The 20,728-nt window shown below is 64.0% G+C and carries 19 protein-coding genes and 1 pseudogene; 12 read left to right on the top strand and 8 right to left on the bottom strand.

The window, feature by feature from the left end:
• Positions 1 to 100 precede the first annotated feature (100 nt).
• Positions 101 to 1,516, top strand: coding sequence for a formylglycine-generating enzyme family protein (locus LT988_RS14290; protein ID WP_232406233.1), 1,416 nt, complete (start codon positions 101 to 103; stop codon positions 1,514 to 1,516).
• On the top strand, positions 1,506 to 2,432 hold the full coding sequence (locus LT988_RS14285) for a PfkB family carbohydrate kinase (protein ID WP_232406232.1): 927 nt from the start codon (positions 1,506 to 1,508) through the stop codon (positions 2,430 to 2,432). The genes LT988_RS14290 and LT988_RS14285 overlap by 11 nt, the downstream gene beginning before the upstream one ends.
• An 87-nt stretch (positions 2,433 to 2,519) precedes the next feature.
• On the opposite strand, the gene LT988_RS14280 is transcribed toward LT988_RS14285, so the two are convergent.
• The 8 genes and pseudogenes from LT988_RS14280 to LT988_RS14245 all read right to left on the bottom strand — a co-directional run bounded on the left by LT988_RS14280 (position 2,520) and on the right by LT988_RS14245 (position 11,367).
• A complete protein-coding gene (locus LT988_RS14280; protein WP_232406231.1) occupies positions 2,520 to 3,371 on the bottom strand; it encodes a DUF429 domain-containing protein in 852 nt (283 codons plus the stop codon).
• 55 nt (positions 3,372 to 3,426) lie between these two features.
• Positions 3,427 to 4,467 carry an NADP(H)-dependent aldo-keto reductase gene (locus LT988_RS14275; RefSeq protein WP_232406230.1) on the bottom strand — a complete coding sequence of 347 codons (1,041 nt, stop codon included), beginning with the start codon at positions 4,465 to 4,467 and terminating at the stop codon, positions 3,427 to 3,429.
• A 214-nt stretch (positions 4,468 to 4,681) separates the two neighbouring features.
• Complete coding sequence (locus LT988_RS14270) at positions 4,682 to 5,239, bottom strand: Spy/CpxP family protein refolding chaperone (protein WP_232406229.1); 558 nt, start codon at positions 5,237 to 5,239, stop codon at positions 4,682 to 4,684.
• Positions 5,240 to 5,401: 162 nt separating this feature from the next.
• Positions 5,402 to 6,121, bottom strand: a complete 720-nt coding sequence (locus tag LT988_RS14265; protein ID WP_232406228.1) for a response regulator — start codon at positions 6,119 to 6,121, stop codon at positions 5,402 to 5,404.
• Positions 6,122 to 7,654 (bottom strand): ATP-binding protein, encoded by a 1,533-nt coding sequence (locus LT988_RS14260; protein WP_232406227.1) that lies wholly within the window; start codon positions 7,652 to 7,654, stop codon positions 6,122 to 6,124.
• A gap of 247 nt (positions 7,655 to 7,901) precedes the next feature.
• A pseudogene (locus LT988_RS14255) lies at positions 7,902 to 8,399 on the bottom strand (IS1634 family transposase); the annotation flags it as partial.
• A 227-nt stretch (positions 8,400 to 8,626) separates the two neighbouring features.
• Positions 8,627 to 10,444 carry an LTA synthase family protein gene (locus LT988_RS14250; protein WP_232406225.1) on the bottom strand — a complete coding sequence of 606 codons (1,818 nt, stop codon included), beginning with the start codon at positions 10,442 to 10,444 and terminating at the stop codon, positions 8,627 to 8,629.
• Between the two features lie 170 nt (positions 10,445 to 10,614).
• Positions 10,615 to 11,367, bottom strand: a complete 753-nt coding sequence (locus LT988_RS14245; protein WP_232406224.1) for a transposase — start codon at positions 11,365 to 11,367, stop codon at positions 10,615 to 10,617.
• Positions 11,368 to 11,770: 403 nt separating this feature from the next.
• On the opposite strand from LT988_RS14245, the gene LT988_RS14240 reads away from it, so the two are divergent.
• From LT988_RS14240 to trpC, 10 genes are all read left to right on the top strand, one after another.
• The gene (locus LT988_RS14240; protein WP_232406223.1) at positions 11,771 to 12,208 is read left to right on the top strand and encodes a hemerythrin domain-containing protein; all 438 of its coding nucleotides are present in this window, start codon (positions 11,771 to 11,773) and stop codon (positions 12,206 to 12,208) included.
• Between the two features lie 269 nt (positions 12,209 to 12,477).
• The gene (locus LT988_RS14235; RefSeq protein ID WP_232406222.1) at positions 12,478 to 13,143 is read left to right on the top strand and encodes an energy-coupling factor ABC transporter permease; all 666 of its coding nucleotides are present in this window, start codon (positions 12,478 to 12,480) and stop codon (positions 13,141 to 13,143) included.
• A gap of 13 nt (positions 13,144 to 13,156) precedes the next feature.
• On the top strand, positions 13,157 to 13,978 hold the full coding sequence (gene djlA, locus LT988_RS14230) for a co-chaperone DjlA (RefSeq protein WP_232406221.1): 822 nt from the start codon (positions 13,157 to 13,159) through the stop codon (positions 13,976 to 13,978).
• Positions 13,979 to 14,114: 136 nt separating this feature from the next.
• Positions 14,115 to 14,798: a ribulose-phosphate 3-epimerase gene (gene rpe / locus LT988_RS14225; RefSeq protein ID WP_232406220.1), complete on the top strand. Its 684-nt coding sequence runs from the start codon at positions 14,115 to 14,117 to the stop codon at positions 14,796 to 14,798.
• Between the two features lie 174 nt (positions 14,799 to 14,972).
• Complete coding sequence (locus LT988_RS14220) at positions 14,973 to 15,647, top strand: phosphoglycolate phosphatase (protein WP_232406219.1); 675 nt, start codon at positions 14,973 to 14,975, stop codon at positions 15,645 to 15,647.
• A 139-nt stretch (positions 15,648 to 15,786) separates the two neighbouring features.
• Entirely contained in the window at positions 15,787 to 17,280 is a 1,494-nt protein-coding gene (gene trpE, locus LT988_RS14215; RefSeq protein ID WP_232406218.1) for an anthranilate synthase component I, read from the top strand.
• Between the two features lie 133 nt (positions 17,281 to 17,413).
• Positions 17,414 to 17,743, top strand: coding sequence for a nucleotidyltransferase domain-containing protein (locus tag LT988_RS14210; protein ID WP_232406217.1), 330 nt, complete (start codon positions 17,414 to 17,416; stop codon positions 17,741 to 17,743).
• Between the two features lie 122 nt (positions 17,744 to 17,865).
• Positions 17,866 to 18,483: an aminodeoxychorismate/anthranilate synthase component II gene (locus LT988_RS14205; RefSeq protein ID WP_232410589.1), complete on the top strand. Its 618-nt coding sequence runs from the start codon at positions 17,866 to 17,868 to the stop codon at positions 18,481 to 18,483.
• Positions 18,484 to 18,738: 255 nt separating this feature from the next.
• Positions 18,739 to 19,779 (top strand): anthranilate phosphoribosyltransferase, encoded by a 1,041-nt coding sequence (gene trpD, locus LT988_RS14200; protein ID WP_232406216.1) that lies wholly within the window; start codon positions 18,739 to 18,741, stop codon positions 19,777 to 19,779.
• Positions 19,780 to 19,781: 2 nt separating this feature from the next.
• Positions 19,782 to 20,588: an indole-3-glycerol phosphate synthase TrpC gene (gene trpC / locus LT988_RS14195; RefSeq protein WP_232406215.1), complete on the top strand. Its 807-nt coding sequence runs from the start codon at positions 19,782 to 19,784 to the stop codon at positions 20,586 to 20,588.
• Positions 20,589 to 20,728: the final 140 nt, after the last annotated feature.

The raw sequence follows: 20,728 nt of genomic DNA, 5'->3' as shown, positions 1-20,728 counted from the left end.
CAACGGCCGATCATGCGAATCTTACGCGTCGGACCGGTACTCGCTGGCAGCATGATCCGACGATGTCGTCCGACGCTCAACCAACTCGATACCCTCCTGAATGGTCGACAAAACGAACCTACAGCCTCCGCAACGCGATCGCACCGAGACCGAGTCACTGCGCCAGGCCCTCGGCGAAGTGCGTCGCGAGGCCCAGCAGGAGGTCGTGCGCATCAATCGCCAGTTGGCTGAGCGTTCCGCGACCGAGGTCGGAGCAGCCTCGGCCGCGGAGCAACTCGCCCTTCGTCAGGAGCTCGAGGGCCTTCAGCGGACTCTCGGCGGGAAAGAACAGGCCCTCGACGCGATCACCGAGGAATGCCGACGCCTCGAAGACGTGTTGGAGGATCAGCATCTGGTCTTCGACGGCCTGCGCAAAGAGGTCGAGCGTCGCGACCTCTCCTTGAAGGCCGCCCAAGACGAGGTCGGCCGCTTGAGACAAGCCCTGCTCGATCTGCAGGCGCAGGGAAGCGAGCCGCCGGTGCTTGATCCGACATCGCCGGGCAGGCCCGCGGCCGAGGCACCTCGGACCCGACGCCGCGCAATCCGCCTTGGTCTCTGGCCGCTGCTTCTTCTCCCGGTGCTCGCGTTGCTCGTCATCGTCGTGTGGCTGCGTGCCGATCGCGCGCCGGCCCCGGCGGCGCCGCAAACCGTCCTTCCGGAATACTCGGGACCGGAGACCGCGACCGCCGAAGGTGCGCTGCTGCCAGGCTACGCGTCGACGCCCGATCCCGCGGCGCCATCAATCGTTTCGATCCCGACCCAGCGTGATCGGCTGCGCGACGGCGGGTATGGCCCGACGCTCGCGAGGCTCCCCGGAGGGCGTTTCCGGATGGGCCGGAATCTCACGGTCGCAAGCGATTTCGGGCCGGCGCGCGAGGTCGAGATCGCGCCCTTCCTGATGGGTGTCTACGAGGTTACCTTCGGGGAATACGATCGTTTCGCCCGGGCCACCGGCCGGGGACTTCCCAAGGACTTCGGCTGGGGCCGAGGCAACCGCCCGGTGGTCGGGGTGAGCTGGGACGATGCCCGAGGCTACACCTCCTGGCTGTCTCGCGAGACCGGACGCAGCTACCGGCTGCCCAGCGAGGCTGAATGGGAGTATGCGGCGCGCGCCGGCGGACGCGGATCCTACTGGTGGGGATTCGGGCTGGAGGAGAATCGCGCGGTCTGTTTCGATTGCGGCAGCGCCTGGGACAACCGATCGACGGCGCCCGTGGGGAGCTTTGAATCGAGCCCCTTCGGTCTACACGACACGGCCGGGAATGTCATGGAGTGGGTCGCGGACTGTTATCAGCCGGGCTACGACGACGCACCACGCGACGGGCGCGCCCGCACGGACGGTCCTTGCACCTATCGTGTTGCCCGGGGCGGTGCGTTCAACAAGCCGTCGGCCTCGATGCGGACCTATGTTCGCGCACGCTTTGTTCCGGGCACGCGTCTGGATATGCTGGGGTTTCGCGTTGCACGTGATCTCTGATCCAGCAGAGTCCGTCCGGACGCGTGCCACCGGATCCGTGCTGGGTGTCGGGATCGCCGTGCTCGACCTCGTCAACGAGCTCGAGGTCTATCCGGCCGAAGACGACGAGATCCGTGCTCTGGCCATGCGCAGGGTACGCGGCGGCAACGTCACCAACAGCCTCGCCGTCCTGTCGCAACTTGGACACCGCTGCCGTTGGGTCGGCACCTTGGGCGACGACGCGGCGGCCGACCTCATCCTCGACGACCTTGCCGGTCGCGGCATCGAGGTACGCGATGCCGTGCGCGTACCCGGCGGGACCACCCCGACCTCTTCGATCCTGCTCAGCCGCGCCGGCGGCAGCCGGACGATTGTGCATTTTCGGGACCTACCGGAGCTGAGTGCGGAGGATTTCGGCCGGGTCTCACTCGATGGACTCGCTTGGGTCCATTTCGAAGGGCGAAACCCCCGGGAGACAGCACGGATGATTTGCCGTGTCCGCGACGAGGCCCCGGATGTACCGATCTCGGTCGAGCTCGAGAAACACCGTCCCGGGATCGAGGCGCTGCTCCATGGCCCGCAGGTGTTGCTGGCGAGTCGCGGCTTTGCGGGCGCCTGCGGATTCGAGGATCCGGATGATTTCCTGGCGGATCTCCTCGTACACAGCGATGCACGGCTTTGCGTTGTTGCCCTCGGTGCGCAAGGCGCGGCCTTTCTGGCGCGCGGGGGCCGGGTCCAGCGGGTGCCGGCCTATGTCCCGACGCGAGTCGTCGATACGCTGGGCGCCGGCGATGTCTTCAACGCCGGGGTGATCCACGGTCTGCTGCACGGACTGCCCGCCGGCGAGACGGTCATGCAGGCGGTCAAGCTGGCCGGACTCAAATGCGGACATCCGGGTGTGGTGATGGCGCACGCATCGCCCCGGCTCTCCGACTGATCGGCTGCTCGATGAGGTGATCTCCGGGCATCGGAATCCCGGCCGACGCGCAATCAGGTCCGTTTCGATCGCTGGCGCATCGTCGCTTCAGCGTCCGGCAGGGTCCGCGATCGCACCTTCCAGAGGGTCGATCGCGTCGGGCATCCCGAACCCCTTCTCTCGTTGCGTCCAGGCCCAAGCCGCCTGGATGGCGCACAGCAGGGCGTCGAGTCGGTCACCGCTCGGATCCTCGGCAAGGTTCGGATCCGCCTCGACCTTCAGGCCATAGATGGGTTGAGTCTTGCCGTCGAGAATCAGCGCGAGGAGCCTTCTCCTGGTGTCGTCCCGCTGCGCTGTCTGTTTGGACCGCGTGTCCTGTTTGTAGCTCGCCTTGCCGATGAGCCGACGGGCGAGGACGCCGGGATAGGCTTCGACGACCAGCCGCTCGGGGTCGCCGTCTTGGAGCCCTGGAATCCTCACGCCGGCCTTGCGTAGCCGCGGCGCGCCCTCGAAGAACATGAGTCCGACCGGCGTGCCGTAGAGCTTCTGCGGGCTGATCGCCCCGGTCGCACGGTCCGTCGCACGGCGATGCTCTCTGTCGCCCGGCGGACGGACCGCGCGATACCCATCCAGCGCAGCGCGGAAGCCGTCCCGGCCGAGCCCTGCCGCATGATTCACATAGCCGTCCCAGGTGTCTGGCCAGCCGATGTTTTCGATAAAGGTGCGTGATTGACCGAAGGGGCAATCGATCCCGGCGATCCAGGGCCCGGGTCGGAGCAAAGCGGTCTCGAAACCCTCGAAGTCTCGCCATTCGGTCAGCTCGCCCGCCTTGAGTCGCAGGCCGTCGAAACCGCACTCCAGGCAGGTGATGGGCTTGCGGCGACTCGGTCGACTGGTGAAGTCGATGCCGTAGACCTTCATGAGACCTTCATGGGCGCGAGGTCCGGCGTCGGTGCGCATTGATTCGCATCGGCGGGGTGCGGCGCGCGAAGGAAATCGCACCTACCAGCCCGGTTTAAGGCGCCGGATTCGGCTGCAGCGTATGGATTGCCTCGATCTCCGCGATCACATCGTCCGAGAGCCTGAGATCTGCGCTGGCGAGGTTGGCCTCCAACTGCTCCAGCGCCGTCGCACCGATGATGTTTGAGGTGACGAAGGGGCGACTCGTCACCCAGGCGAGTGCCATCTGCGCCGGGTCGAGTCCGTGGCGGCGGGCGAGTGCGACATACTCGGACGTGGCGAGCTCGGCCTGCGGATTGGAATAGCGGCTGAAGCGCTCGAAGAGGGTGACGCGGGCACGGGACGGGCGTGCGCCGTTCAGATACTTCCCCGAGAGCACGCCGAAGCCGAGCGGCGAGTAAGCCAGGAGACCGCAGTCCTCCCGAACGGCGACCTCGGCGAGGCCGACCTCGAAGGTCCGGTTCAGCAGGCTGTAGGGGTTCTGGATGCTGACCATGCGCGGCAGGCCATGCTCCTGCGCGAGCGCGAGAAAGCGCATTAGGCCCCAGGGGGTTTCGTTGGAGACGCCGATGTGGCGGATCTTGCCGGCCCGGACCTGATCGGCGAGGACCTCGAGTGTCTCCAGCAAGGGAACGCTGTACGCGTCATCCACCGGCGAATAGCCGAGCTTGCCGAAGTAATTGGTCTCACGGTCCGGCCAATGGAGCTGATAGAGGTCGATCCAGTCGGTCTGCAATCGCTTCAAGCTGCCGTCCAATGCCGTCACGATGTTGGCGCGGTCCAGCCGCGACTTGCCGCCGCGAAGATGCGGCAGCCAAGCGCCCGGCCCCGCCACCTTGGACGCCAGAACCACCCGGTCACGGCAGCCGCGCGACGCGAACCAGGTCCCGATGTAGGCTTCGGTACGGCCGATGGTCTCCGCGCGCGGCGGCACCGGATACATCTCGGCCGTGTCGATGAAGTTGATGCCCGCGGCGAGCGCGCGGTCGAGCTGGGCATGTGCATCGGCCTCGGTGTTCTGCTCGCCGAAGGTCATGGTGCCGAGGCAAAGTGCACTGACTCGGATGTCCGTGCGGCCGAGTGGTCTGAGCTCCATTGCGTCCTCCTTAATCGTGTCGATGATGGACCGAAACGCCCAAGCACATGATCAAGCGAAGAATCGCCCGCAGTCTATCGAAGAAGCAACCGCTGCGGATATGGGGTAACGGACTCGACACGGGTACGGTACGGCGATTTCCATGCGCTCGTCCCGCTCGCCGGGCGTTCCGGCCGCAGCGCAATCAAGCCGCCATCGGCCGGGGCTCACGGCATCAGGACTCCGGCCCGCTGCCCGTCTTGCCCGACTCACAGGGTTCACCCGAGGCTCCGCGCTTGGAACCCGGTCCGCGGGCCTCGAACCGCTTGAGCTGATCCTCCGTCAGGACGGTCTTGATCTGCTCTCTGATCTCGTCTCGGGTCATGCCCGAGTCGTCGTTATCGGTCGCCATGATGGAGCGTACTTGGGCGACCTGATCCTCGCTCAGGTCGAGTCGCTCGGCGAGCCCATCGAGACGTTTTTTAATCCGGGTCTCGCGCTGCTCCTCGATGCGCTCGCGTTGTTCGGACGTGAGAACGGCGTCGATACGTGCTTGCAGGTCCTGGCGCTCTTGCAGCTCCCGTGCGCGTTGCTCCTCCAGGATGGTTCGGATCTCGGTCTGCTGCTCGGGTGTCAGATCCAGGGTTCGGGTCATCCGTTCCATGCGTTGGCTCGCGAACGCGCTTGGCTCCTGGCCGTGGCCGCCTGGTTCGGCGAAGGCCGAGGTGGTGGCGAAAAGTGCCGTGACGGCTATTGCCAAGGCTGCGATGCCAAAGCTGTTGCCTGTATTCATAATGCGTCACCTTTGATGTCTTCGTTGCGTCTCGGGAGGGTCCCGATGCGATGTCGAGTCGATCCCCGACCCACTGTAGGTTAGGTGACGAGGGTGCAGGAGCTGAGCAGCAATCGTGCAGATTTCGTGGAAGCGGACTGAGCCGAGCCAACCGGTCGAGGCTCAGCTCGGTCCCCGCGAGACGGGATCTTTCGGGTCGGGCTCCTCATACCGATAACCGACGCCGTAAACCGAGTGGATCAGCTCGACCTCGGGCACCAGCTCGGCGAGTCGGCGCCGGAGCTTCTTGATATGGCTGTCGATGGTGCGATCGGAAACGACCCGGTTGTCCGGGTAAATCCGGTCCATGAGGTGGTCGCGCGAGAGGATTCGACCTGCGGCCTGATGGAGCGCGGCGAGCAATGCGAGCTCCACGGCGGTCAGCGTGATGACCTTGCCGTCGTGCGAGACCTGCAATCGCTCCGGCTCAAGCGTCAAGAAACCTGTCCGGCGCGGCTCGAGCGCCCTGCTCGTGCGTCTCAGGACGGCCTTGACGCGGGCCACCAACTCCCGCGGGCTGTAGGGCTTACAGACATAGTCGTCGGCACCCAGCTCAAGCCCGAGGAGACGATCGATCTCCTCGACCCGTGCCGTCGTCATGATGACGGGCACCTGACTGCGGCTGCGCACCTCGCGACAGATGCTCAACCCGTCCTGACCCGGCAACATCAGGTCGAGCAAGATCAGATCCGGTCCTTCCCGCTCGATCCAGGCGACTGCACCCGTGCCGGTCGCCAGATGCTGGACCCGGAAGCCGGCCGCACGCAGATAATCGCCGACCACGTCGGCCAAGCGCTCCTCGTCCTCGACGATGAGAATCAACGGCAGTGCGATTTGGCTCATCTAAATCCTCGTTCCTCGGTCTGCCGGCAGCTCGATCCGGATCGCACAGCCGCCCGCGTCTGCTGCTTGTGCCTCGATGGTGCCGCCATGAGCCAGCACCACGTTCTTCGCGATCGCAAGACCCAGTCCGGCGCCGCCCGTGTGGCGGCTGCGCGAGGCATCGACGCGATACAGACGCTCGAAGAGCCGCGGCAGATCTTCGGTCGGGACGCCAGGCGCCGTATCCTCGAAGGTGATCCGATAGCCGCCGAGCGGCGCTGCGTCCAAGGTCACCGTCAGGCCCCCGCCCGAATCGGTGTAGCTCAGGCTATTGTGAAGCAGATTACCGAAGAGTTGGGAGATACGGCCCGCGTCCGCGCACAGCGGAGCACCAACGGCCGGATCCGGGTCACGCCCACCGGCAAGCCGATTGTCGAACACCAAGTCGAGCCCCGCGGCCTCGAAACGCGTCCTGAAGGCCTCGATATGCTCGCGGAGGAGCTCGGCAAGGTCGATCTCCTGCATGCGGTAGGCGAGTGCGCCGAGATCCGTCGTCGCGAGGTCGTTCAGGTCTTCGACCAGGCGAGAGAGACGCAGCACGTCCCCGTGCAGGCGATCGATCTGCGCGCGCTCCAGCGGCCTCACGCCGTCCTGCATCGCTTCCAGATGCGCTCGCAACAGAGAGATCGGCGTGCGCAGCTCATGGGAGATGTCCGCGACCCACTGACGACGCGCACGGTCGTTGCGCCCCAGGGCATCCGCCAGGGCGTTGATGTCCCGGCCCAAGCGGGCGATCTCGTCTCCGCCTCGGATCGCGACGCGTGCGTCATAGTCCCCGGCCGCCAGTCGGCGAGCGGTCCGCTGGAACTCGTTCACCGGCCGGATGAGTCGACTGGACAAGGGATAGGCCAAGGCGGCCGCGAGTGCCAGCATCGCCGCGACGATCAGCCAGAGTCGCCCGCCCTGACGCTCGACGAAATGCAGATCGGCGAGCTCCGCGACCGGGGGACCCGCGATCACCGCAAGCTCGCCGATGGGCGTACCGTCGAGATGCAATGGGAAACGCCGAGTGTCGGCCAACAACTCGGGTCGTCCGTAGATCAAGGTGCCCTCGGCGTCGAGCAGCATCAGACGCTGCTCGATCGGTGCACCTTGGTCCCGTCGCTCGTCTCGCAACGTCGGCGCCGGTGGCCAAACGAAGCGATCGCCGCCGTCCGCCTCGTGATGCGGCCCGATGAAGCGGCGCGCCCAGGGCGGCGGGCGCGAGATCTCACCCGGTCGGCCACGTCGCCCCTCGGGCGGCCAATCGCGCCCCAGCAGCGCACCGAGCCACAGCCGCGGCGACGCCCGCAACGCAGCCCAACTCTCCTCTCGGGCATAGATCTCGGTGAGACGCTCGCCGATGACCTCGATTCGCGCTTGCTCGCGCGCCTCGGCCAGCTCGACCAATCCGCGTTGGAGCGACCAGTGCACGAACGCCTGGGTGCCCGACAACACCAGAACGCAGGCGAGCAAGAGCATGAGGAAGACCTTGGTGTGGATGGAGAGTGACATCTTGAGGGCAGCTCGGGACGCCTCGGCATGAGCGGCCCATGAACCTTGAGTCGGCAGCGGGCGGGGTTGACGACGCTCGGTGAGCTCAACGTCGTCGGGCAGCATCCGTTCTCGATGGATGGAACAACGATAGCAGGCGACGATGCACCAACAAAAGGAACGAATTGTACCCGGCGCCTTCCCTCCACATTTCGGAGTGCCAGATGAACAGATGTCCCTCGGCGCGCTCGGCCGTCTGGATCGATATCGCCGCCTCCGCATCGAAGTAGAGCGTGACCGTCCAATCCAACCCGAAGAACTCGCTGCCCCGGGCGAACAGCATCTTCTCGAGCGTGGCACGGTGGCGCAGCAGGGCATCCGATGCGCGGTAGAACCGCTTCAGATTCATGGCCTCGAAGTCGATGTCCAGCGACTCGCCCAACCCGCTGGTCTCCACAAACCAGCTCCGGGTGGCACGCTCGGAGCCCGGCGCGGCCATCCGGGCGATCATCGCCCCGAGGACCGCCGTGCGCTCGACCGAGAACGAGGGCGCCCCCTCCGGCAGCACGCCCTGCCCGCCGAGCAACTCCTCCAGGCGCACGCACAGCGTCGGCCCCTCCCCCGGCGGCACCGCGAAATGGCGCCCCAGGTTCAAAATCGTGATCTGCCGAACCTTGCTGCGGACGCGCGTGGAGCGCACCAGGCGGTGGGTGTGATAGCGCTCGCCGGTGGCGCTGTTGCGGGTGTGCGTGCGACGGATGTAGATGCCCGTACGCCAGCCCATGCGCCGCCGGGCACCTAAGGGTAGGCAGAAATAATACGGCACTACTTTTCGGATTGGGGCCGTCGTGTACATATGAAACAATGGCATGGATGGCCCGCCGGCATGAAATCGGCCCCGACCACGTCAAAGATGGGCTAGCATCCGGAAAGCGCCAGGTCTACTCGAAACCCTGAGGTCGCGATCCTTACCGGGCGCACCCGAACGGATGCTCAGTGCGACCGACTCGTCGACGAGGGATTCAAGCCTGCGCTAGCCCGGATCCGCTCCCGCGCGATCGCGTCCAGCAATGCATCTTGAGCTGGCGGCTCAATCCCCTCGACCTGAATGAACTGGCTCGCATCCCCGTTCACACGTACCGTGCCACTACCGTCCTCGCATAAGACATCCACCTGATCTCGGCGGTCGCCCCGAGCATGGAAGACGCAGCGCGGCTCCGTGAGCCCAGGATGCAACAGGGGCGCAAGAAGATCGCGCGCCGGCCCCTCGTGACAGATCTCGGCGCTCACATGCGCGAGCAGTGTGGGCATGATGTCGGCTTGGTGGAACAGATCGTCGATACGCTCGCCCGTAGCAGCGCCCGTCAGAATGAACATGGGGATCAGTGACGCGGCGGAACGCCCGAAGGCATGTTGCTCTCGTGCCGGCAAGATGGTCATGGCGCGATGGTCACTGGTCACGATCAACACACCATCGTCGAAGAATCCGCCGGCCCGGAGATCATCGATAAAGGTTGCGGCCGAGGCATCCACATAACGAAACACGGCCTCTTCGCTGCGCTCCCGCGTGTCGGGGTGGACAAAGGGATGATGGGAGCTTACTGTTTCGATGACCAAAAAAAGTGGTCGCTGATTGTCCCTTGATTGAGCGATATAGTCCCTGGCGCGACGCAGCAATCGAGCGTCGGGTACGGAATCGAAATGATGCCGAGGGATGCCGGCGTAGCCCGAATACTCATGACCCTCGACATACTCGAAGCCGATGTCACGAAGCCATTCCCCCTTCCGGGTAAACGCGAGGTTCGCGGAGGTCAAGAAGGCGGTGTGGTAACCCTGTTTTCCGATCTGGCGTGGCAGTGTTTCGATAAGCCCCCAAGCCGTCTCGAATGGTTGAACCTCATGGGGTCTGGAGATCGGCAACGAGAAGTCGCGTCCGGTCAAAATCGCGATTAGCCCTTCGTTCGTGTTCGGCCCACCTGCATGAAATCGGGAGAAATTTAAGCCAGTTTTGGCGAGCTCGTCCAATCGAGGCGTCCAATCATTGAATCCAGACCAGTAAGCGCTATGGTAGGTGGACCAGGATTCGAGGATCAGGATGACGATAGTGTCTCGACGATGACGCCCCTCCCGGCATCTCTGATTTTGCGCGGCGGCCATGGCGATCTCGTGTTGCCGCTGGCGAGTGTCGTCACTGTAATCGCGTGACACGCCGGATGATTGGTTAACTAGCAGGACGTTCCGAATGGCCCACTCATGAACGAGATTCGGCGCTGGGATCGCGAACTCATTGAGCGAGATCAAGACAAGGATAGAGATCGTCCAGATCTGGAGATGACGACGAGAAGGTCGTGTCGCCAGTCGCCGAAAAGTCAAGGTCGCGAGTGACACGAGAATGAGGATCCCTACAATCAATTGATGTAATGAAAAGGCGGTTAGATGTCGTAACACGATCTCGGGTTGCGCAAGATAGATGCGCAGATCAGGAACGGTCAGTCGCGTGAAGAATTGCGACATCACCGTGAGATCTGCTAGGTAGATCAGCAGGCCCGCGACCGCGAGGGCGCGCAATGGGAGGGACCACCAGATCGTTGCCCTTGCCAACGCGATTAGAAAGATCCAGGCGAGCACCGTCAGAAAGGGGGCGTCCGCCTTCACGACCCCCGGAAGAATGCACAGCCGACAATTCATGAATTGGCCCGCTAGATCCTGAAGCAACCAGGCGCGGGCCACGAATGCACCAAGCAGGAAGGTGCAGAAGGCCAGACTCAGCGCTTGCCAAGAGCGGAGAAAGGCTCGTGATGGTGTTTCCACGGCTATTCCCCGTTATCGAGATCGATCGGTGAGCCAAAACCCATCGAGCCACTGCATGTGGCATCCGGGCCAATGGAGGTCCGCTCGTTGTATCGCACCGCCCGACTCACAGTCATGCGACTGATGCCGCAATGCTCCGCCAGTGTCTGCATGCTGTAAGCTCCCGTGCGTTAGGCTTCGGCAAGCGGGCGTTCTCGATCCGGGTAGCATGAGACGTATTCGTCCAAGGGTTGCGGCTGCGCGCGCAGCTGGCATTTCGGGATTTCCTGCAACTGTCGGTTGGGATCGATCAACGCCTGCACGAGTGCGACGAAAGGCTCGGAACCTAGGTAGATCTGGCCTTTAAAGTCCATCCGACGACCAGCGGCGCCGATCCCTTCGGCGACAAACCGTCGGTACCGAACAACCGCATCGTCCCGGGTCTCGGCGAACGCCCGCAACAGCCGATCTGTGGCCACGAACTCTGGGGCTGGCGTTTCCCCGGCCGTCGCCAGGTAGCCGCTCCAGGGCCACTCGCCGGGGGTTCGCACCATCCCGGCCCGAACCAAGTTCAGTACCGCGTAGCTGGCCAGTTCCAGCAGGTAGCTTTCCCGCTCGACCAATATGGCTTTGAATCTCCCCTGAAAGAGATGGCGGACACGGCCGTGGGTGGGGTTGACGTGCTGGGTATAGATGCCGTTCAGCTGTCGCATGACCTTCGACGGAGCGGCATCTGGCATCTCCACCAACAAGGGGTGGTGGTCGGACATGAAGCAATAGGCATGGCAGATCCAGCTGAAGCGCTTACAGGTCCCCGCAACGACGTCGAGTAACGCCGCCCGGACCTTGTCGACTTCTCCGAGAAAGATGCTGCAGCGCTCGTTCCCTCGCAACGTGACATGACAGAGCGCACCGGAAAACTCAAGCCGCAGAGGTCTGGCCATTTTCCGGTTCCGGGGTGTGATCGCCCGGAGAAACGATAGTCCAGTGCCCCCCGATGTGCAATGAGAGACCTGAGCCTAACTTCCTTGAACATAGATGCGTTTTAGTGGCGCCCCGCGGATTTCGTGTCCCATCCACCAGAACCCACGGATGCCCGGTGCCTGTCGCCCGCGCCGACTCGCCGGGTGCGACCCCAGGGGCGTCTCCAAGTCCAGCGGGCCGTCAGGCCAGCTGCGTCGAGATCCACTCGACGATCCCGAGATCCGCACTGAACACCCGTTGGCGGAACCTATCTGACAAACAACCCTTTTCCCGCGCCTGTCGTCTGACTCACGTCGAGGCGTCGACCTCCAACGCGCCAGAGAATGACCGCACCTCAAGATTCAGCACGGGAAAAATAGCGTAATGATGACGGCCATCACCAACACCTTCACAGAGGATCACCACCGCTGCGACCGGCTTCTCGCAGCCGCCGAAGCCAGTGCCGGCGGCTCGGATTGGTCTGCCATCGGCGCTGCTGCCGCCGCACTCGTCGCCGCGATGGACCGTCATTTCGCGCTTGAGGAAGACATCGTCTTCCCCGCACTCGCCCGGGTCTTTCTCGTCGCGGAAAATCCGATCGAGATCATGTGCAGCGAGCATGCGCAGATGCGACAGCTCCTCGCCGAGCTCGGCGAGACGGTCGATGCGCGCCAGAAGGACGGGTTTCTCGGCATCCTCGAGACGCTGCATTTCCTGGTTCAGCAGCACAACTACAAAGAAGAGGGCATCATCTACCCGATGGCCGACGGTGCACTGCCGGAGCGAGCGGAGGAGATGGCTGCCATGATGACGGATCTTTGAGTCGGTGCGCTTACCCTCGCGAGTTCTACGCCAACCACGCACGGTCACGCGGCCGTCATCTCGACGATCACCGTGCTCATCGCGCCGGCGACACTTGCCGACCCGACCGCAACCTTCCTCCCTTGAAACGCTTAGACTGACGCTCGGATGCCCCGACGCCGCCCTCTCCGAAGACCGACATCGCAGCCGCACGGTTGATCCTCCCGAAAACCTACCTAATTTCTGAGGGATGAGGTCACCCCGACCAAGCCACCTCCGACAGGCTCGACATGACGATCGACGGTACGCTGTTCTCTCCAGCCCTGCTTTGGGCCGTCAACGTTCTCTTTGCATTGATCCTCCTGCTCGCCCTGAGATTGACGCCTTGGCGGAAGTTTCGCGACATGGAGCAGCTGAACGTCTTTCTCGGGTCGGTCGTTGCGCTGTTGGTGCTCTGGCATATGGACGTTCAGGTACAGTCCGGGTTGTCGTTTCATCTACTCGGGGTGACGGCCATGACCCTGATGTTCGGATGGTCCTTGGCGGTGATCGGGGCGGCGTTGGCGCTGCTGGGGGTGGTCCTGAACGCGGGAACGGGGTGGGACGGATTTGCGATCAATGCGCTCCTCACGGGTGTCGTGCCGGCGACCTTGACCCAGGTCGCCTTGATCCTGATTCGTTGGTATCTGCCCAAGCAGTTCTTCGTCTATGTGCTGGTGAACGGGTTTCTGACCGCCGGTCTGGTGGGCGTACTGACGGGCTACCTGGCCGCCTGGTTGCTGGTCTTCAGCGGCGCTTACAGCTTCGCGGATCTCAGTGAAACGGTGCTACCCTTCTTCCCCTTGATGTTCATGCCGGAGGCCTTTCTGAACGGTTGGATCTTGGCCGTGCTGGTGGCCTTCAAACCGCAGTGGGTCTACTCCTTCAGCGATGAACAATATCTGAAAGGAAAATAAGGGAGTTCTCGACATGGGTTGGGTCGGCACAGCCGTCGGCGGCGCCATCGGTCTGGTCGTGGGAGGTCCGGTCGGCGCGGTGTTCGGTGCGGCCTTGGGTCAGGGCGTGGATCGGGGCTGGATCGGCGGCGCTCGGCGTCCGGCCTTGACCGGTGCGCAGCGGGCACGGGTCCAGGCGCGTTTCTTCGAGACGACCTTCCTGGTCATGGGCCATGTCGCCAAGGCCGACGGGCGCGTCAGCGAGGCGGAGGTCGCCCTGGCGCGCTCCGTCATGGATCGGATGTCATTGGGCCCCGACCAGCGACGGGTGGCGATCGACCTCTTCAACAAAGGCAAGTCGCCCGACTTCGATCTGGCGGGCACCATCGCCGCACTCAAGGCGGTCTGTACAGGCCAAGGAACCTTGATTCACCTGTTCCTCGAGGTGCAGCTCCTGACCGCCTACGTCGACGGCGCCCCGACACCGGACCAGCGGCGCGCGCTCGAGACCATTCGGCGCGGGCTCAACGTCTCGGCCTTCGCCTATCGACAGCTGGAAAACCTCTTGGTGCTTCAGCAGCGAATGTATGCGGGCGCGACCGGGCAGGCCGGCCGCGGCAGGTCCTCGACGGCGACACGACCGCCGCCGCTCGCCAGCGCCTACGCGACGCTGGGGGTCGGCCCCAAGGCAAGCGATGCTGAGATCAAGAAGGCGTATCGGCGTCTGATGAGTCAGCATCACCCGGACAAGCTGATGGCTAAGGGTCTGCCGGAGGAGGCGATGCGGATGGCCTCGCAGAAGACGCAGGAGATCCGGCGTGCCTACGAGACCATCACGGAGGCCCGAGCGGCCTAGACGTCGGCGTGCGCTCCCGCCTCACGCCGAGTGAAAATCCGGTCCGCTTCGGTTAGAGTTCCTCACTTTCCACATCGAAACCGATCCGGGCCGAGGCAGGTGTGCCGCGGTCCGCGAGATCGCAGAGGACAAGAGCATGACGCCTGATCTGATCGCACCGTCCATCCTCTCGGCAGATTTCGCCCGGCTCGGCGAAGAGGTCGACAACGTCCTCGCCGCCGGCGCGGACATCGTGCACTTCGACGTGATGGACAACCATTACGTGCCGAACCTCACCATCGGTCCGCTGGTCTGCGAGGCGCTGCGCAAGCATGGCGTGACGGCGCCGATCGACGTGCATCTGATGGTCAAGCCGGTCGATCGGATCATCCCGGACTTCGCCGCCGCAGGCGCGACCTATATCACCTTCCACCCGGAGGCGAGCGAACACATCGACCGCACCCTTCAGTTGATCCGCAACGAGGGCTGCAAGGCCGGTCTGGTGTTCAACCCGGCGACGTCGCTGAGCTATCTCGACTACGTGATGGACAAGATCGACATGATCCTCCTGATGTCGGTCAACCCCGGTTTCGGCGGTCAGAGCTTCATCCCGGCGACCCTGGAAAAGCTGCGTGCGGCGCGCAAGAGGATCGATGCCTCCGGATTCGACATCCGGCTCGAGATCGACGGCGGCGTGAAGGCGGACAACATCGGCGAGATCAAGGCGGCTGGCGCGGACACCTTCGTCTCCGGCTCAGGGATCTTCGGAAAGGGCCGCGAGAGCGATCCGCATCGCTACGACAGCATTATCCGGGAGATGCGCGAGCAGATGGCGCGCTGAACCGCGTCCGGGGTTAAGGTCTGGACTCGAGTTTGGTCGATACGTCCGAGCGTCCCACAGCGCTTTGAGTCGACGCGGTTTAGGTGTTTAAGGGCCTGAGTCGGTTGCCGTATTGCGCTTCGCTTATCCGGCCTACGGGCGTTCTCTATTGATGATTGGTGGAGTTGTACCCGCATGCTGCGACCGAAGATGATCCTGATCGATGTGGACGGCACGCTCGTGGACAGCGTCCCGGATCTGGCCTTTTGTGTCGATGCCATGATGGAACGGCTCGGCCGTCCGCCCCGAGGCGAGGAGGCCGTGCGTAACTGGGTGGGGAACGGAGTGGAGCGGCTGGTGCGCCGGGCGCTGATCGGCCAGCTCGACGGCGAACCCGACGAGGCGGATTTCGAGGCGGCGCTCCCGATCTTTCTGGAACTCTATGCGGAGAATACCTCCAAGCGCTCGGTGCTCTATCCGGGCGTGATCGAGGGTATCGCCTTCATGAAAGGCGCGGGGTATCAGCTCGGATGCGTGACCAACAAGGCCGCACAATTCACCGAACCGCTGTTGCGTGATCTGGGAATCCGTGAGAATTTCGGCCTGGTGGTCAGTGGTGATACGCTACCGAAAAAGAAGCCGGATCCGATGCCGTTGCTACACGCGGCGAAACACTTCGGTGTGGAACCCGCTGATGCGCTCATGATCGGCGACTCGGTGAGCGACGTGAAAGCCGCGCGTGCCGCGGGCTTCGGAATCATCTGCATGAGCTATGGCTACAACCACGGACAAGACATCCGCGAGGCCAAGCCGAACGCGGTGATCGACTCCATGGTCGAGCTCAAGGGCCTGTTGGCGGCCGAGGCATAATTGGGCTACGCCGACATGGCGGCATCCGGAATCAACGAAGAACATGAGAAACGGGACGAGGCGAGCGATGACCGGGTGGCGATGGTGAGGTTGAGACCGCGTTCCGACCTGCCTTGAATCCCATTGCCCGGAGACCCCGATGACCCCCGCTGCCTTTCGCGCCCTGGCCGACCAGGGACACAACCGTATTCCGATCCTGCGCGAGGTCCTTGCCGACCTCGACACCCCGCTCAGCGTCTATCTCAAGCTCGCCGAGGGGCCTTATTCCTATCTGCTCGAATCCGTGCAGGGCGGGGAGAAGTGGGGGCGTTATTCCATCATCGGCCTGCCCTGCCGCACCCTGCTGCGGGTAAGCGGCCAAGAGATCCGTGTCGAGCGTGACGGCGAGGTCATCGAGTCGGTCGAGACGGCGGACCCGCTGGCCTGGATCGGTGCCTACCAGCAGCGTTTCAAGGTTGCCGATCTCGCCTGTCTGCCGCGTTTCACCGGCGGTCTGGTCGGCTATTTCGGCTACGACACCATCCGCTATATCGAGCCGCGTCTGGCGACCTGCCCCAACCCGGATCAGCTGCAGACGCCGGACGTCCTGCTGATGGTCTCCGACGAGGTGGTCGTCTTCGACAATCTCAGCGGACGGATGTACATCATTCTCAACCTCGACCCGAGCGCAGGCGATACCCTGGAGGCCGGGGAGGCGCGCATCGACGCGCTGTGCGAACGAATGCGCTGCGGTGCGCCGCGACGCTCCGCGGAGCAGGGACGCACGGTGAGCGAGACCGACTTCGTCTCCGGCTTCACCGAAGACGGCTTCAAACACGCGGTCGAGCGCATCAAGGACTACATCCTGGCCGGCGACTGCATGCAGGTGGTCATCTCGCAGCGTCTCTCCATCCCCTTCCAGGCGCCGCCGCTGGATCTCTATCGGGCGCTGCGCGGACTGAATCCGTCCCCCTACATGTATTTCCTCGACCTGGGCGATTTTCACATCGTGGGCTCTTCGCCCGAGATCCTGACCCGGCTCGAGGACGGCGTGCTCACGGTCCGCCCGATCGCCGGTACCCGCCGCCGCGGCGAGACCGAGGCGGAGGACCAGGCACTCGAAGCCGAGCTGCTGGACGACCCCAAGGAGCTGGCCGAGCACCTGATGCTGATCGACCTGGGACGCAACGACGCCGGGCGCGTAGCCGCGATCGGCAGCGTGCGCGTGACCGACAAGATGATCGTCGAGCGCTACTCCCACGTGATGCACATCGTCTCCAACGTGGTCGGTGATCTGCGCGAGGGCATGAACGCCATCGACGTGCTGCGTGCGACCTTCCCGGCCGGGACCGTCTCGGGCGCACCCAAGATCCGCGCGATGGAGATCATCGACGAGCTGGAACCCGTCAAACGCGGTATCTACTCGGGCGCGGTCGGTTATCTCTCCTGGAACGGCAATATGGACACGGCGATCGCGATCCGCACCGCCGTGATCAAGGACGGTGTGCTCCACATACAGGCCGGCGCCGGCATCGTGGCCGACTCGGTCCCGGACGCCGAGTGGAAGGAGACCATGAGCAAGGGCCGCGCGGTGTTTCGCGCCGTGGCCTTGGCGGAGGCGGGGATCGAACGCGGCGCCGGGCGGGTCGTTTGAACCTCGGCTTGCGATCATCGCACACGCATTCTGGTTCGCCGGAGCAGACTCATGGCCAATCTCGTCGTCAGGAATCTTGACCAGAGCATGGTCGAAGCGATTGCGCAACCCGTAAACGCCGGCGAGGTTTTGGATGAATACGAACGTGGAAAGCGCTGCCCGACGATTCGTCGATCGGTTGCGTGCGCGGTACGACGTTGCCGGTGCCGTGCTCTATGGCAGCCGCGCCCGTGGGGATGCCGACGATTTGAGCGACGTGGACCTTGCGGTGCTTCTCGGAGGTCCGCAAGGGAATCGCGCCGATGCGGCGGTGGACATGGCAGGCATCGCCTTCGATCTCATGCTGGACACGGGTATTCTGGTCGACCCTCTGCCGATCTGGCTGGAGGAGTGGAAGCACCCCGCGGGGTTTGCCAATCAAGGTCTGATCGAGACCATTCGGCGTGACGGAATTCCCTTATGACCCCCGATGCCGGCCTTAATAAGGCACGGCGGGCGCTCGTCTCGGCACGGCTGTTATTGGCGCCCCCGAGCTAGGCCGCGGATGATGGTATTTCCGTTTCTGAAGAGTGCGTGGCATTCATTATGCTCCTGATGATCGACAACTACGACTCCTTCACCTACAACCTGGTGCAATACCTGGGAGAGCTGGGTGCGGAGGTGAGCGTGGTGCGCAACGACGAGCTGAGTCTCGACGAGGCGATTGCGCTGGCGCCCGAGCGGATCGTGATCTCGCCGGGACCCTGCACGCCGAACGAGGCCGGGATCTCGGTCCCGCTCATCAAGGCGATGGCCGGGCGGGTACCCATCCTCGGTGTCTGCCTGGGCCATCAATCCATCGGGCAGGCGTTCGGCGGACACATCGTCAAGGCGCCGAGCGTGATGCATGGAAAGACCTCGGCGATCCACCATACGGGTGTCGGTGTATTCAAGGGACTGGATAACCCCTTCGAGGCGACCCGATACCACTCGTTGGTGATCGAGCAGGAGACCCTGCCGGAGTGTTTGGAGATCACGGCCTGGACCGAGACCGCCGAGGGCGAGCGCGAGGCCATCATGGGCGTGCGACATCGCGAGCTTGCGGTCGAAGGCGTGCAGTTCCATCCGGAATCGATCCTGACAAAGCACGGGCACGATCTGCTTCGCAACTTTTTGCAGACCGCGCCTATTGACGGTGATCGCGGCCCCCGGTCCGACGGGTAGGGTGGACGAGCGAGAGAGAAGTCCACCGAATCCCGCTGCGGCGCTGGTGGACGGCGCTAAACCGCCTCCATCCCGACAACTGGTCTCGGCGGCGACGTCAACGCCGAAGTCCACCAGCGGGCTGGCGAGACGCGGTTTAGGATGTTTAAAGAATAAAAAATAATCACTTAAAACGCGCCGCACCGGCGATCAATGAGCCTGATAAGGTCAACCCCACATGAAAACCTCGCAGAAACCGAAGAGCGCGTTTTAACCATGGAGCTGAAAGAGGCGATCAACCGCTGCCTGGACCACCGTGATCTGACCGGCGAGGAGATGACCTCGGTCATGCGTACCATCATGACCGGCGGGGCGACCTCGGCACAGATCGCGGGCTTCCTGATCGCGCTGCGCATGAAGGGCGAGGCGGTGCCCGAGATCGCGGCGGCGGCTGCCGTGATGCGTGAACTGGCGACCGGCGTCGATATCGGCGGGCTCGATCATGTGGTCGACATCGTCGGCACCGGCGGCGATTCATCCGGCACCTTCAACGTCTCGACGACCAGCATGTTCGTCGCGGCGGCAGCGGGTTGTCATGTCGCCAAGCACGGCAACCGTTCCGTCTCGAGTCGCTCCGGTGCGGCCGACGTGCTCGAAGAGGCGGGGGTGCGCCTGGATCTGACCTCCGAGCAGGTCGCGCGCTGCGTGCGTGAGGTGGGCGTCGGCTTCATGTTCGCGCCGGGACACCACAGCGCCATGAAGCATGCGATCGGTCCGCGCAAGGAGCTGGGCGTGCGGACCATCTTCAACGTCCTGGGTCCGCTGACCAATCCGGCCGGTGCGCCAAATCAGGTCCTGGGTGTCTTCAGCGAGGATCTGCTCGAGCCGCTGGCACTGGTGCTGCAGCGTCTCGGCAGTCGTCATGTGCTGGTGGTCCATGCTCGAGACGGACTGGACGAGATCAGCATCGGCGACATCACCGACGTGGCCGAGCTGAAGGACGGCGTGATCCACCGCTACGCCATTCATCCCGAGGACTTCGGTCTCGTGCGAGCGGATCTGGATGCAATCCGCGTCGGGGATCCGTCCGAAAGTCTGGTGATGCTGCGCGGCGTGCTCGCCAACCGGCCGGGGCCGGCACGGGATATCGTTCAGCTGAATGCCGGCGCGGCCATCTATGCCGCCGGCCGTGCCGAGAGTCTCGCCGCCGGACTGGCGCGCGCCGACTTCGCTATCTCCAGCGGCGAGGCGCAGCGTCGGCTCGAGCGTTTGATCGCCCTCACGACGAGCTTCGATCGCGCAAAGGACGGGGCTTGACCATGCGCGATACGCCCGACATCCTCAAAAAGATCATTCATCGGAAGGTCGAAGAGGTCTCTGCACGGTCGGCCCGTGTTCCGCTCGATCGACTCGTTGCCCGATTAGACGGGATCGATCCGCCGCGCGGATTTGCGCGCGCGCTTCTGGCCAAGGTCGAGGCCGGCGCCCCTGCAGTGATCTCCGAGATCAAAAAAGCCAGTCCAAGCAAGGGTGTGCTGCGCCCGGATTTTCGGCCCGCCGAGATCGCGCAGAGCTATGCCCGCAATGGTGCGGCCTGTCTCTCCGTGTTGACCGACCGGGATTTTTTCCAGGGGAGCGACGAGGACCTTAAGGTCGCGCGCGTGGCCTGTGCGCTTCCGGTAATCCGCAAGGACTTTATCGTCGACCCTTATCAGGTCTACGAGGCTCGAACCTTGGGGGCGGACTGCATTCTGTTGATCGCGGCCTGCCTGGACGATGCCCGGCTCGCCGAGCTGAGTGACCTGGCCGGAAAGCTTGGGCTGGACGTGCTGGTCGAGGTCCACGACGCGGAAGAGCTGGAGCGAGCGCTGGCGGTCCCGGGGCATCTGATCGGGATCAACAACCGCAATCTGCGGACCTTCGAGGTGACCCTGGACACGACGCTTGGACTGCTGGATCGGGTCCCGAGCGACCGGCTCCTCGTCACCGAGAGCGGCATCCTGAACCCGGACGATGTCGGCCGGATGCGTGCAAGCGGTGTGAACGCCTTCCTCGTCGGCGAAGCCTTTATGCGTGCCGATGATCCGGGCGATGAGTTGGCGCGGCTGTTCTTCGGGGCGTCCTGAGCTCGATTCCCCCGGGATCGTCGACTTGCAGTCGACTCTTCGGCCTCCCCGACGGCCAGCGAATCGAGCGCAACTCGAGGCCATCGCAAAGAAGGCTCGGTTGAGCAAAACGCAGGGCGCCAAAAGATTCCCTGTGATGC

It is taken from the genome of Thiocapsa bogorovii, from assembly GCF_021228795.1.
Lineage (GTDB): Bacteria > Pseudomonadota > Gammaproteobacteria > Chromatiales > Chromatiaceae > Thiocapsa > Thiocapsa bogorovii.
Note: the sequence above shows the minus strand (reverse complement) of the source record. Positions and strands in the feature narration are given on the sequence as shown.